The sequence below is a fragment of the Bacteroides sp. f07 genome (genome assembly GCF_042854785.1).
GTDB lineage: Bacteria > Bacteroidota > Bacteroidia > Bacteroidales > Bacteroidaceae > Bacteroides.
In genome coordinates this window covers 244928-258825 of record NZ_BAABXI010000003.1, presented here as the reverse complement: position 1 = coordinate 258825, position 13898 = coordinate 244928, and the positions used below count along the sequence as shown (strand labels likewise).

The following is a 13898-nucleotide window of genomic DNA, read 5'->3' as shown; positions in this document are numbered from 1 at the left end:
CCATGGAAATAACGAACTACGTAAGCAAAATGTTCATGGATTCATTGAAAAAACTTATATTTGCACACCCTGTTTTTTCATTCTTCTATTTTAATACAGGCAAATTGTATGAGTAAGATTCTTATTATTGACGATGAAGTCCAGATTCGCAGCCTTCTGGCTCGTATGTTGGGGCTCGAAGGGTATGAAGTGTGTCAGGCAGGTGACTGTAAGGCTGCCGTCAAGCAATTGGAAGTCCAATCGCCCGATGTGGTTTTGTGCGATGTTTTTCTTCCGGACGGAAATGGTGTGGATTTGGTGTTGAACATCAAAAAGACGGCTCCCAACGTAGAAGTGATTCTTCTTACCGCCCATGGCAATATCCCCGACGGTGTGCAGGCTATCAAGAATGGTGCGTTTGATTATATAACGAAAGGAGACGATAACAATAAGATTATCCCTCTGGTCAGCCGTGCCGTAGAAAAGGCGAAGATGAATGTCCGCCTGGAGAAACTGGAAAAGAAAGTCGGGCAGATGTATTCGTTCGATTCTATTCTGGGGGAATCGAAAACATTGAAAGACGCTGTCCTGCTGGCGCAAAAGGTGTCCGTGACAGATGTTCCTGTATTGCTGACCGGAGAAACCGGAACGGGAAAGGAAGTGTTTGCACAGGCCATACATTATAACAGCAAACGCAGCAGGCAGAATTTTGTGGCGGTCAATTGTTCCTCTTTCAGTAAGGAATTGCTGGAAAGCGAAATGTTCGGGCATAGAGCCGGCTCGTTCACCGGTGCGGTAAAAGATAAGAAAGGGCTTTTTGAAGAAGCCAGCAACGGAACTATCTTTCTGGACGAAATCGGTGAGATGGCATTTGAACTGCAAGCTAAGTTATTGCGTATCCTCGAAACTGGTGAATATATAAAGATAGGCGACACCAAACCGACACGGGTCAATGTACGTGTCATTGCCGCCACTAACCGCAACTTGCAGGAAGAAATCAAGGCAGGGCGCTTCCGTGAAGACTTGTTCTACCGCCTTTCCGTATTTCAGGTACATCTTCCTGCGCTTCGCGAACGTGCAGGAGATATTAAGATTCTTGCTGCCGCCTTTGCCAAAAGATTTTCTGAAAAGCTCTCGTATGCAATCTGTGAAATGACTCCCGCCTTTCTTCATGCATTGGAGCAACAGCCCTGGAAAGGGAATATCCGCGAACTGAGAAACGTAATCGAACGCAGTCTGATAGTTTGTGAAGGCGGGCGATTGGATGTCTGCGACCTTCCTTTGGAGATTCAGAACAGTCACTATGAATGTTCGGACGATACAACGGGCAGTTTTGAACTGGCTGCAATGGAGCGCAGGCATATTGCACGTGTGTTGGAATATACAAAAGGGAATAAGACGGAGACAGCCCGCTTGTTGAAAATAGGGCTTACTACGCTATATCGGAAGATAGAAGAATATAAGATTTAGATAAATGAATGCCCCGCGCTTCACAGCGCAGGGCATTAGCATACAAACAAACAAAAATAAAACATAGTGTGGTATTAGGGATGACGGCTCCTGATAACTAAAGTGGGAATCCCTGAACGCTTTCTTGGGAATTAGCTATCGATATACCGTCCCACACTATGTAGTTTGCGCATATCCTTGATTTACATACAAGAAGTCTTTTCTCCTTTGAAGCCCAAAGAAACCAATGCCATTCGTTGTGGTTAGAACACTGCAAGTCGGAAATTGTTTCGGCATCCGGAATGGGATAATACCCGGCTATGATTGTTGATAAGAAAGTGGGAATGATTAATATCCTGGCTGGCATATACCGGTTTGCAATCTTCTCCAATAGATACCTCTCGAAACCCTGCAAAATGCCGGAGTGAAAACTTTGTCCAACTCCATTGTATCTTTCTGTTGGTAGGTTCTTCCCATAAAATTTTTGTTGAGTTTTGCCCTCATACCCTCATAAATATCTTGAATCCCCTTGTTCATCGTTGTTTCCTCTATGGTAGCAGGTCGTTTTATCCCCCCTGATAGTAACTTTTACCCTCATACTGATTTTTTACTTTTAATAAGTAATGTGCTTGTAATCAGTGTGATATGTATTTCCTTGTGCTAAGTCTATATACTCCATGCCGGCTGCTTTTTGTGCCTGATTTGCTTCATATTGCCTCTAATCTTATGCCTGTTTCGGTTTCAAGTACCCGTTTTTCTTCTTTTTCTCCTATATATCATACGTAAAGCCCTTATATATTATATGTCGGTTCCTTATATGTCATACGTAACTTCCTTATATATTATATGTCATTCTTTGTATGTTGTATGTCAATCCTTTGTTATTCTAATGTTTTCCCTTCATCATGTGTAGGGGCTCACAATTGTGGGCTTTTTTGTTCATATATGTGGTCGTATCTATCTACGGCTGTCAGCCTATTTGTTTACTGGAGTGAACCCTTTCACATGACTAAGGGAAGATGTACAGATGGCTAAGGAAAGATGTCCGGACAATAGTGGGATGACATCTTGATGTCTGCTTCGTGTGTTGTAAAGTACCGCTTGATGATATGAAATTAAGCGGTACATTCCTTCATGTTTACCTTGAAAGATGTTGCTGTTTAATGATTCTTCTGTTTCAGAAGTGTTGCTTTCCTTATGAGAAATGATTGATAAATGCATGAGAAATACACTGTTTTTAGGCTAACATGATGGGAAAAGCATGAGAAATCCCGTTTTTGATTTTATTTCTCATAGTGCTATCTTGTTGATTTATATGTGATTACGTTGTATGTTATGAGAATATGAGAAATGTTTTCTTTTTCTTTGCAGAGGGGCTGAGTAGCGTAACCCCATCGTCCGTTGGGTTTAACTCATGAATGCGTTGCCTTTAAGCCGAAAATGCTAATTGGAGGGGGATTTGAAAGTCGCCTACGTATAACCAAAATAATTTTATGTCTCATAGTCATTTCCTTGTCAATATTGTTTGCTTGCTAAATATAAATTGCTACTTTTGTCATAGTTTACTTTCTAGCGAAGAAAGTAAGTTTTTGATAGTTTTATTGAGAACGGTTATTTATTGCAATTCTTTATAGGAAAATCGGCTAATTTTATCCACGAATGGCAACAAGTGACAGGTCTCACGCATCTTTTGTATATATAATCTTGTTATATACTCAATTGGGCGTGGGACTATCACTTATGTTCGTGGAAGGGTCTTAGCCGATGCCTCTATAAAGGACGTAAGTAGATAGTTTCCACGCTCTCTTTTTTATATATAACCCTCGCACCACTGGGAACTGATGCGGCAAACAAGACAATAACGATGAGCAGCGATTTTAAAGAGAACATCATCCGTTTGATGCAGCACCCTATCATGCACAAGCCCATAAGTGAGCTAACGAGTTCTGAACAAAGCCAGGCTTATGAAATCCTGGATAATTTGGTTGAGGCTTCTATGGATGACTCCTGTACCCAGGTAGACTATGTCCAAATCTCGCGTCTTCGTTATGCCCTTGGCGAGCTGACCTATGTCATGTGTGATAATCCTGAGCGTATAATAAAATATTTCCTTTCCTCTCTGCATTCCTTGGAAAAAGGCGGCATTGACTTGAGCCTGAACAAATGGGCGGAACTGGTTAATTTGCGTCAATCTTCGGAGTGATGAAGTCCGTTTTCGTAATCCTTCCCCGGATTTATGACGGAGGTCGCGAACCGGCAGATAGCTTGTGAAAGTCGTCTTTCCGGTTTGTCTCCTAGAGAGGGTGTCCATTTTCCCCATACGGACATCCTCTTGCTTTTTTCTGAATATCCCTTTTATCTATAATAAATCTTACCGCCATCTTTTTTTCTTCTTCTGTAATTTCCATTCTTTTTTTTCTTCTCGGTTTTTAATCCCTTCGCGCGCATAACGCACGCACGTGAATATAATAAGGTGTCCCCTTGTTCCCTTTCCCGCCCCCGCCTTCTCGTATTCTAAAAAATATGTTCTACAACATCATTATCAATCAGCGAGTTATCATCACCATTCAAAAATAATTAGAAAAAAGAGTGTGATATATTTGGAGTATATACTAAAAGGGAGTACTTTTGCACCCGCTTTCCAAGAGAAGAAAGCCTTGCAATAATGACTTAGTGATAAAGCGAGCTCCGGCTTAAAAATAAGAACAAAAAACTTCCAGAAAAGTTTGGATAATAGAAATAAAAGTTCTTATCTTTGCAGTCCGAATTGCAAGGCAAACGGTTTTAGTCCTTCTTTTTTAATTATTCTTTCCCTTTCGCAAGAGAGCCTGAGAAATGAGTTTAAAAAGAAAAAAACAAAAAAAAACTTCCGAAAAAGTTTGGTAGTTAAAATAAAACCTCTTACCTTTGCACCCGCTTTTGAAACGAAAGCGACAAGTTCTTTGAAATATTGATAAACAATACAAGTAGTACAAGTTAAAAAAATAGAACCGTCAATGCTTGTTTTCAACTATAGAAATATAAGTGAGACACAGGTATTTGAAATAGAGTCAATAAATTGTACGGCATCCTGAACAGAGCAAAAAACAGCAGTAATGCTGATTAACAATACTTTTACAATGAAGAGTTTGATCCTGGCTCAGGATGAACGCTAGCTACAGGCTTAACACATGCAAGTCGAGGGGCAGCATTTCAGTTTGCTTGCAAACTGGAGATGGCGACCGGCGCACGGGTGAGTAACACGTATCCAACCTGCCGATAACTCGGGGATAGCCTTTCGAAAGAAAGATTAATATCCGATGGTATATTTCTCCCGCATGAGAGAGATATTAAAGAATTTCGGTTATCGATGGGGATGCGTTCCATTAGTTTGTTGGCGGGGTAACGGCCCACCAAGACTACGATGGATAGGGGTTCTGAGAGGAAGGTCCCCCACATTGGAACTGAGACACGGTCCAAACTCCTACGGGAGGCAGCAGTGAGGAATATTGGTCAATGGACGAGAGTCTGAACCAGCCAAGTAGCGTGAAGGATGACTGCCCTATGGGTTGTAAACTTCTTTTATATGGGAATAAAATGTTCCACGTGTGGGATTTTGTATGTACCATATGAATAAGGATCGGCTAACTCCGTGCCAGCAGCCGCGGTAATACGGAGGATCCGAGCGTTATCCGGATTTATTGGGTTTAAAGGGAGCGTAGGTGGATTGTTAAGTCAGTTGTGAAAGTTTGCGGCTCAACCGTAAAATTGCAGTTGAAACTGGCAGTCTTGAGTACAGTAGAGGTGGGCGGAATTCGTGGTGTAGCGGTGAAATGCTTAGATATCACGAAGAACTCCGATTGCGAAGGCAGCTCACTAGACTGGTCACTGACACTGAGGCTCGAAAGTGTGGGTATCAAACAGGATTAGATACCCTGGTAGTCCACACAGTAAACGATGAATACTCGCTGTTTGCGATATACAGCAAGCGGCCAAGCGAAAGCATTAAGTATTCCACCTGGGGAGTACGCCGGCAACGGTGAAACTCAAAGGAATTGACGGGGGCCCGCACAAGCGGAGGAACATGTGGTTTAATTCGATGATACGCGAGGAACCTTACCCGGGCTTAAATTGCATTTGAATATAGTGGAAACATTATAGCCGCAAGGCAAATGTGAAGGTGCTGCATGGTTGTCGTCAGCTCGTGCCGTGAGGTGTCGGCTTAAGTGCCATAACGAGCGCAACCCTTATCTTCAGTTACTAACAGGTCATGCTGAGGACTCTGGAGAGACTGCCGTCGTAAGATGTGAGGAAGGTGGGGATGACGTCAAATCAGCACGGCCCTTACGTCCGGGGCTACACACGTGTTACAATGGGGGGTACAGAAGGCCGCTACCTGGTGACAGGATGCCAATCCCAAAAACCTCTCTCAGTTCGGATCGAAGTCTGCAACCCGACTTCGTGAAGCTGGATTCGCTAGTAATCGCGCATCAGCCATGGCGCGGTGAATACGTTCCCGGGCCTTGTACACACCGCCCGTCAAGCCATGAAAGCCGGGGGTACCTGAAGTACGTAACCGCAAGGAGCGTCCTAGGGTAAAACTGGTAATTGGGGCTAAGTCGTAACAAGGTAGCCGTACCGGAAGGTGCGGCTGGAACACCTCCTTTCTGGAGCGATGTCGTAACAAATGACTTTATTGAGGTTCTGTTTTTTGTACTACTGGTACTTGTTTATTTATAGAATATAGATCAACCATCTATAGAATTATAGATAGAGATAAACAAGAGAAAAAAGAAGCCGAGTCTAACATCAGGTAGACAAGGTTGAACTAGTCCTATAGCTCAGTTGGTTAGAGCGCTACACTGATAATGTAGAGGTCGGCAGTTCAACTCTGCCTGGGACTACCAAGCTCAAGAAGGAGGAAAAGCGAAAGCCAAAAACCAGATTCTTGATAACCTCTTGGGGGATTAGCTCAGCTGGCTAGAGCATCTGCCTTGCACGCAGAGGGTCAACGGTTCGAATCCGTTATTCTCCACTCTCTCTGAAAAGAGAAAACGATCTTTGACATGATGATAACAAAAAGTAAAATTTTAGTAAAGAGCTAAAAGTATATATCGAACCGTACGTTCTTTCCTCATCAACATTGCCCAGGCAGTGCCAAGTTGGAAAGAAGTCAGTTTGAAAGAAAGTAAGCAAGGGCGCATGGCGGATGCCTTGGCTCTCGGAGGCGATGAAGGACGTGATAAGCTGCGATAAGCTTCGGGTAGGTGCAAATAACCTTTGATCCGGAGATTTCCGAATGGGATAACCCGTCATTCTGAAGGAATGACATCTTGCATAGCAAGAGGCTAACACAGGGAACTGAAACATCTTAGTACCTGTAGGAAAAGAAAATAATAATGATTCCCCTAGTAGTGGCGAGCGAACGGGGATTAGCCCAAACCATGTATGTTACGGCATATATGGGGTTGTAGGACCACGTTGTCGCAAGACATTTAGTGAGAAGAATTCTTTGGAAAATGAAACCATAGACGGTGATAGTCCGGTATTCGAAGCTAAACGAAGCGTAGTGGTATCCTGAGTAGCGCGGGACACGAGGAATCTTGCGTGAATCCGCCGGGACCATCCGGTAAGGCTAAATACTCCCGAGAGACCGATAGCGAACCAGTACTGTGAAGGAAAGGTGAAAAGAACTTCGAACAGAAGAGTGAAATAGTCCCTGAAACCATGCGCCTACAAGCGGTCGGAGCTTCGTAAGAAGTGACGGCGTGCCTTTTGCATAATGAACCTACGAGTTACTTTTTCCGGCAAGGTTAAGCATTTTAAAATGTGTAGCCGAAGCGAAAGCGAGTCTGAACAGGGCGATTAGTCGGAAGGAGTAGACGCGAAACCAAGTGATCTACCCTTGGTCAGGTTGAAGGTTAGGTAACACTAACTGGAGGACCGAACCGATAAGCGTTGAAAAGCTTCCGGATGAACTGAGGGTGGGGGTGAAAGGCTAATCAAACTTGGAGATAGCTCGTACTCCCCGAAATGCATTTAGGTGCAGCCTTGGGAATTACTACTGTGAGGTAGAGCGACTGATAAGATGCGAGGGCTTCACCGCCTATCAAGTCTTGATAAACTCCGAATGCGCAGTAGTTCGATCCCAGGAGTGAGGGCATGGGTGCTAAGGTCCATGTCCTAAAGGAGAAGAATCCAGACCATCAGCTAAGGTCCCGAAATAATTGCTAAGTTGAACTAACGAAGTCAGATTGCTAAGACAGCTAGGATGTTGGCTTGGAAGCAGCCATTCATTTAAAGAGTGCGTAACAGCTCACTAGTCGAGGAGTTTGGCGTGGATAATAATCGGGCATCAAGCAATTTACCGAAGCTATGGGATCAGTAATGATCGGTAGGGGAGCATTCCACTCTGCGTCGAAGGTGAAGCGTGAGCTTTGCTGGAGCGTGTGGAAAAGCAAATGTAGGTATAAGTAACGATAAAGGGGGTGAGAAACCCCCTCGCCGAAAGACTAAGGTTTCCTGATCAACGCTAATCGGATCAGGGTTAGTCGGGTCCTAAGGCTCAGCCGAACGGTGATGCCGATGGCAGAACAGGTTAATATTCCTGTACTACCTTAAGGAGTGACGTGGAGACGGAGCAGTGACAGCGCCGCGGACTGACGGAATAGTCCGTTGAAGGGTGTAGATGTTGATTGTGGCAGGCAAATCCACCGCAAGAGTCGAACCTGATAGTATGGAACGTTCTTCGGAACAATCCAATAGTGCGTGTAAACATACTTCCAAGAAAATCCGCTAAACTTAATCTTTAAGGTACCCGTACCGCAAACGGACACACGTAGTCGGGTTGAATATACTAAGGCGCTTGAGTGATTCACGGTTAAGGAACTAGGCAAATTGACCCTGTAACTTCGGGATAAAGGGTCCCAACGAGAGTTGGGCGCAGAGAATAGGTCCAGGCAACTGTTTAACAAAAACACAGGGCTGTGCAAAATTGAAAGATTACGTATACAGCCTGACACCTGCCCGGTGCTGGAAGGTTAAGAGGAGATGTCATCGCAAGAGAAGCATTGAATTGAAGCCCCAGTAAACGGCGGCCGTAACTATAACGGTCCTAAGGTAGCGAAATTCCTTGTCGGGTAAGTTCCGACCTGCACGAATGGTGTAATGATCTGGACACTGTCTCAACCGTGAGCTCAGTGAAATTGTAGTATCGGTGAAGATGCCGATTACCCGCGATGGGACGAAAAGACCCCGTGAACCTTTACTATAGCTTAACATTGAATTTGGGTAATTGATGTGTAGGATAGGCCGGAGACTTTGAAGCGCAGACGCCAGTTTGTGTGGAGTCGCTGTTGAAATACGGCCCTTTGATTATTTGAGTTCTAACTCCTAAAAAGGAGGACACTGTTTGGTGGGTAGTTTGACTGGGGTGGTCGCCTCCAAAAGTGTAACGGAGGCTTCTAAAGGTGCCCTCAGGACGATTGGTAACCGTCCGTAGAGTGTAATGGCATAAGGGCGCTTGACTGGGAGACATACAAGTCGATCAGGTAGGAAACTAGAGCATAGTGATCCGGTGTTTCCGCATGGAAGGGACATCGCTCAAAGGATAAAAGGTACTCCGGGGATAACAGGCTGATCCCTCCCAAGAGCTCATATCGACGGAGGGGTTTGGCACCTCGATGTCGGCTCGTCACATCCTGGGGCTGGAGAAGGTCCCAAGGGTTGGGCTGTTCGCCCATTAAAGTGGCACGCGAGCTGGGTTCAGAACGTCGTGAGACAGTTCGGTCTCTATCTATCGTGGGCGTATGAAATTTGCGTGGCTCTGACACTAGTACGAGAGGACCGTGTTGGACTGACCGCTGGTTTACCAGTTGTGCCGCCAGGTGCATCGCTGGGTATCTAAGTCGGGATTGGATAAGTGCTGAAAGCATCTAAGTACGAAGCCAGCCACAAGATTAGATTTCTTAGGGTCGTCAAAGACGATGACGTTGATAGGATGCAGGTGTAAAGGTGGTAACATCATAGCCGAGCATTACTAATTGCCCGTTCACTTTCTTTCGGACCTGTACGGGTCGCGATATATACGTTTAGCTGTTGCTAATTTTACTTTTTCATCATGTCATAACCTTATTCAGGTGGTTATAGCACGAGGGTTCCACCTCTTCCCCATTCCGAACAGAGAAGTTAAGCCTCGTCACGCCGATGGTACTGCGTAACAGTGGGAGAGTAGGTAGCCGCCGTTTTTTGAAGAGTCCCCTTGATTCATTAAGAGTCAAGGGGATTTCTGTTTTTATACACTTATACCGCTTCTCTATAACTTTCCAAAATAACATACCCCCTTTCAAAATGGTAGGGTATTTCCTTATTCTTTATTATCACACTATTTGTTTATTGTTCAGTAAATCAGTTCTTTATATCTGTATTCCCTTTTTTGGCACGCCTTTGGCATTATCTCTGGCAAATAATCAGAATTATTAATCCATTTAAAAACATGAAAGCATGGGGATAACATTATCATTTATTTTCTGCCTGTTGAGCGGGGGCGCTTGTTTCTGGCTATTCTGGAAATGTATAGACTGGTTTGAGAATATTTAAAAGAAAAAGGAGGATAGACTTATGTACACAACATTATTCGTATTAGGTATTGCGAGTTTCGGTTATTTGATGTATGTGCTCATCAAACCCGAAAAGTTTTAAGTAATATACAGATTAAGGTAAAAGTATGAATACAGAAATTTTAGGTGTGGTTGCGCAGGTTGCCTTGATGGTGATTCTCGCTTATCCATTGGGAAAATATATCGCCAAGGTCTACAAAGGAGAAAAGACCTGGTCGGATTTTATGGCTCCTCTCGAAAGGGGCATTTACAGAGTGTGCGGAATCAACCCCAAAGAGGAAATGAACTGGAAACAGTTCTTGAAAGCTCTGTTGATACTGAATGCTTTCTGGTTCTTTTGGGGAATGCTATTGTTGGTCGCACAAGGTTGGTTGCCTTTGAATCCGGATGGTAACGGTGCCCAGACACCGGATCAGGCTTTCAATACCTGTGTCAGTTTCATGGTGAACTGTAACTTGCAGCATTATAGCGGTGAAAGCGGATTGACTTATTTTACGCAGTTGTTTGTCATCATGCTCTTCCAGTTTATCACTGCTGCGACAGGTATGGCTGCTATGGCGGGTATCATGAAAAGTATTGCTGCCAAGACTACAAAGACAATCGGTAACTTTTGGCAATTTCTTGTAGTGAGCTGCACACGTATCCTGCTCCCGCTTTCTCTGATTGTAGGTTTTATCCTTATTCTTCAAGGTACTCCGATGGGATTTGACGGAAAGATGAAGGTGACGACACTCGAAGGTCAGGAACAGATGGTTTCTCAGGGACCTGCGGCCGCGATTGTTCCTATCAAGCAGTTGGGTACGAATGGCGGCGGTTACTTTGGTGCCAACTCTTCTCATCCGTTGGAGAATCCGACGTATCTTACTAATATGTTGGAATGTTGGTCTATTCTGATTATTCCGATGGCTATGGTACTTGCGCTGGGGTTCTATACACGCAGAAGAAAGTTAGGATATACTATTTTCGGGGTGATGCTTTTTGCCTATCTGGTAGGAGTCTGCATCAATGTCAATCAGGAGATGGGCGGCAATCCTCGTATTGATGCTATGGGAATCAGTCAGGATAACGGTGCGATGGAAGGAAAGGAAGTAAGGCTGGGAGCCGGGGCGACGGCTTTGTGGAGTGTGACTACCACTGTGACTTCCAATGGTTCGGTGAATGGTATGCATGATTCTACCATGCCGCTGTCCGGTATGGTGGAAATGTTGAATATGCAGATTAATACCTGGTTCGGCGGTGTCGGTGTGGGATGGATGAATTACTATACCTTTATAATTATTGCTGTCTTTATCAGCGGGTTGATGGTGGGGCGCACACCGGAATTTCTTGGGAAGAAAGTGGAAGCCCGCGAAATGAAAATCGCTACGGTTATCGCCTTGCTTCATCCGTTTGTGATACTGGTATTTACAGCGTTGTCAAGCTACATTTATGTGCATCATCCCGATTTCGTACAAAGTGAAGGCGGCTGGCTGAACAACTTGGGATTTCATGGATTGAGCGAGCAACTTTATGAATATACTTCCTGTGCGGCCAACAATGGTTCGGGGTTCGAAGGACTGGGCGATAATACTTACTTCTGGAATTATACGTGTGGCATAGTCCTTATCCTTAGCCGTTTCATTCCTATTATCGGCCAGGTTGCCATTGCCGGTCTGCTGGCTCAGAAGAGGTTTATACCGGAAAGTGCCGGAACGTTAAAGACGGATACGCTGACCTTCGGAGTAATGACGTTTGCCGTTATTTTTATCGTTGCCGCTTTGTCTTTCTTTCCGGTGCACGCGTTGAGTACGATTGCTGAACATTTAAGTTTGTAATACTGATTTAGAGAAGATATGAAAGATAATAAATCAGCTTCTTTGTTTCAGAAGGAGCAAGTCATGGAAAGTTTGAAACAGTCATTCGTGAAACTGAATCCGCGGATGATGATAAAGAATCCGATTATGTTTATGGTAGAAGTGGCTACGGTGGTTATGCTGTTCGTAACGCTCTACTCCATTGTAAATTCTTCGCAAGGGGCGTTCGGTTATAATATTACCGTGTTTGCCGTTCTGTTTATAACGCTGTTGTTTGCCAACTTTGCCGAAGCTATCGCCGAGGCACGTGGTAAGGCTCAGGCCGACAGTTTGCGTAAGACGCGTGAAGAGACACCGGCCAAAAAGGTGGATGGTAGTAAGATTGTTACCGTAAGTTCTTCACAGTTGAAGAAAGGAGATGTATTCGTTTGTGAAGCCGGAGACGTGATTCCGTCGGACGGTGAAATTATTGAAGGACTGGCTTCTATCGATGAGAGTGCCATCACCGGTGAGTCCGCTCCGGTCATCCGTGAGGCTGGTGGAGACAAAAGTTCCGTTACGGGGGGCACGAAAGTACTGTCCGACCATATAAAAGTAATGGTGACCACTCAGCCGGGAGAAAGTTTTCTCGACAAGATGATTGCGCTCGTAGAAGGCGCGTCACGCCAGAAGACTCCGAATGAGATAGCGCTGACTATTTTGCTGGCAGGTTTTACGATTGTTTTCGTCATTGTGTGTGTGACGTTGAAGCCGTTTGCTGATTATAGTAATACGGTCATCACGATTACTTCTCTTATTTCGTTGTTTGTGTGCCTGATTCCGACAACTATCGGCGGTCTTCTCTCTGCCATCGGTATTGCCGGAATGGACCGTGCGCTTCGTGCCAACGTGATTACCAAGTCCGGTAAGGCGGTAGAAACTGCCGGAGATATTGATACGTTGCTGCTGGACAAGACCGGTACAATTACTATCGGTAATCGTAAGGCAACTCATTTCCATACGGTTCCGGGCGTTGACTTGCACGATTTTGTAGAAAACTGCCTGTTGGCATCCTTGTCCGACGAAACTCCGGAAGGAAAGTCTATTGTAGAACTGGGGCGTGAATCGGGTATTCGTATGCGCAGCCTGAGTACGACGGGAGCACGTATGATTAAATTTACTGCTGAAACTAAATGTTCAGGAGTCGATTTGGCGAATGGTACCCAGATTCGTAAGGGGGCATTTGACGCTATCCGTAAGATTGTGGAAAGTGCCGGAAATAAATTCCCGAAAGAGGTGGAAGATGTTATTTCCAATATCTCAAGTAGTGGGGGTACTCCATTGGTGGTATGTGTCAACAAGGAGGTGGCGGGCGTTATTGAATTGCAGGATATTATCAAGCCGGGTATTCAGGAACGTTTCAAACGGTTGCGTAAGATGGGAGTGAAGACGGTTATGGTGACCGGTGACAACCCGCTGACTGCAAAATATATTGCCGAAAAAGCCGGAGTGGATGATTTTATTGCCGAAGCCAAACCGGAAGATAAAATGGAATATATCAAGAAGGAACAGCAGGCGGGTAAATTGGTGGCGATGATGGGAGACGGAACGAATGATGCTCCGGCACTGGCGCAGGCTAATGTAGGTGTTGCCATGAACAGTGGTACGCAGGCGGCGAAGGAAGCCGGTAATATGGTGGACCTTGATAATGACCCGACAAAGCTGATCGAGATTGTGGAAATCGGCAAGCAGTTGCTGATGACCCGTGGAACGTTGACTACTTTTTCCATTGCCAACGATGTGGCGAAATATTTTGCGATTGTCCCGGCACTATTTATGGTTGCCATTCCCGAACTGGCTGCGCTGAATATCATGCAGCTACATAGTCCGGAAAGCGCTATCCTTTCGGCCGTTATCTTCAACGCGATTATTATTCCGATGCTGATTCCGCTGGCTTTGCGCGGGGTGCAATACAAACCGATCGGTGCGAGTGCTTTGCTTCGCCGCAACCTGTTGATTTACGGTGTAGGCGGTGTGATTGTTCCTTTTGTCGGAATCAAGTTGATTGATTTATTAGTAGGTTTATTCTTTTAATTAAAAA

Annotated in this window: 5 protein-coding genes, 2 tRNA genes and 3 rRNA genes; all 10 read left to right on the top strand. The window is 44.8% G+C overall.

Features of this window, described 5'->3' with window-relative positions; translation table 11 throughout:
* Positions 1-108 precede the first annotated feature (108 nt).
* Positions 109-1449 carry a sigma-54-dependent transcriptional regulator gene (locus tag ACGHVY_RS20890; protein ID WP_390601306.1) on the top strand — a complete coding sequence of 447 codons (1341 nt, stop codon included), beginning with the start codon at positions 109-111 and terminating at the stop codon, positions 1447-1449.
* A 1843-nt stretch (positions 1450-3292) separates the two neighbouring features.
* Complete coding sequence (locus ACGHVY_RS20885) at positions 3293-3631, top strand: hypothetical protein (protein ID WP_390601303.1); 339 nt, start codon at positions 3293-3295, stop codon at positions 3629-3631.
* Positions 3632-4544: 913 nt separating this feature from the next.
* Positions 4545-6074 (top strand): 16S ribosomal RNA (locus ACGHVY_RS20880).
* Positions 6075-6237: 163 nt separating this feature from the next.
* A tRNA-Ile gene (locus tag ACGHVY_RS20875) sits at positions 6238-6314 on the top strand.
* A gap of 54 nt (positions 6315-6368) precedes the next feature.
* Positions 6369-6442, top strand: a tRNA-Ala gene (locus tag ACGHVY_RS20870).
* A gap of 147 nt (positions 6443-6589) precedes the next feature.
* A 23S ribosomal RNA gene (locus ACGHVY_RS20865) occupies positions 6590-9469 on the top strand.
* A 72-nt stretch (positions 9470-9541) separates the two neighbouring features.
* Positions 9542-9653, top strand: a 5S ribosomal RNA gene (gene rrf / locus ACGHVY_RS20860).
* The 16S, 23S and 5S rRNA genes sit together here with 2 tRNA genes alongside, the layout of an rRNA operon.
* 373 nt (positions 9654-10026) lie before the next feature.
* Positions 10027-10107 (top strand): potassium-transporting ATPase subunit F, encoded by an 81-nt coding sequence (locus ACGHVY_RS20855; protein WP_390602061.1) that lies wholly within the window; start codon positions 10027-10029, stop codon positions 10105-10107.
* Positions 10108-10132: 25 nt separating this feature from the next.
* Positions 10133-11839, top strand: coding sequence for a potassium-transporting ATPase subunit KdpA (kdpA, locus tag ACGHVY_RS20850; RefSeq protein WP_390601302.1), 1707 nt, complete (start codon positions 10133-10135; stop codon positions 11837-11839).
* Between the two features lie 18 nt (positions 11840-11857).
* On the top strand, positions 11858-13891 hold the full coding sequence (kdpB, locus tag ACGHVY_RS20845) for a potassium-transporting ATPase subunit KdpB (RefSeq protein ID WP_390601300.1): 2034 nt from the start codon (positions 11858-11860) through the stop codon (positions 13889-13891).
* Positions 13892-13898: the final 7 nt, after the last annotated feature.

Excerpts from the sequence above, each read along its gene's own strand:
- kdpB (WP_390601300.1), top strand. The coding sequence starts at position 11,858 with ATGAAAGATAATAAATCAGCTTCTTTGTTTCAGAAGGAGCAAGTCATG.
- ACGHVY_RS20855 (WP_390602061.1), top strand. The coding sequence starts at position 10,027 with ATGTACACAACATTATTCGTATTAGGTATTGCGAGTTTCGGTTATTTG.
- kdpA (WP_390601302.1), top strand. The coding sequence starts at position 10,133 with ATGAATACAGAAATTTTAGGTGTGGTTGCGCAGGTTGCCTTGATGGTG.
- ACGHVY_RS20885 (WP_390601303.1), top strand. The coding sequence starts at position 3,293 with ATGAGCAGCGATTTTAAAGAGAACATCATCCGTTTGATGCAGCACCCT.
- ACGHVY_RS20890 (WP_390601306.1), top strand. The coding sequence starts at position 109 with ATGAGTAAGATTCTTATTATTGACGATGAAGTCCAGATTCGCAGCCTT.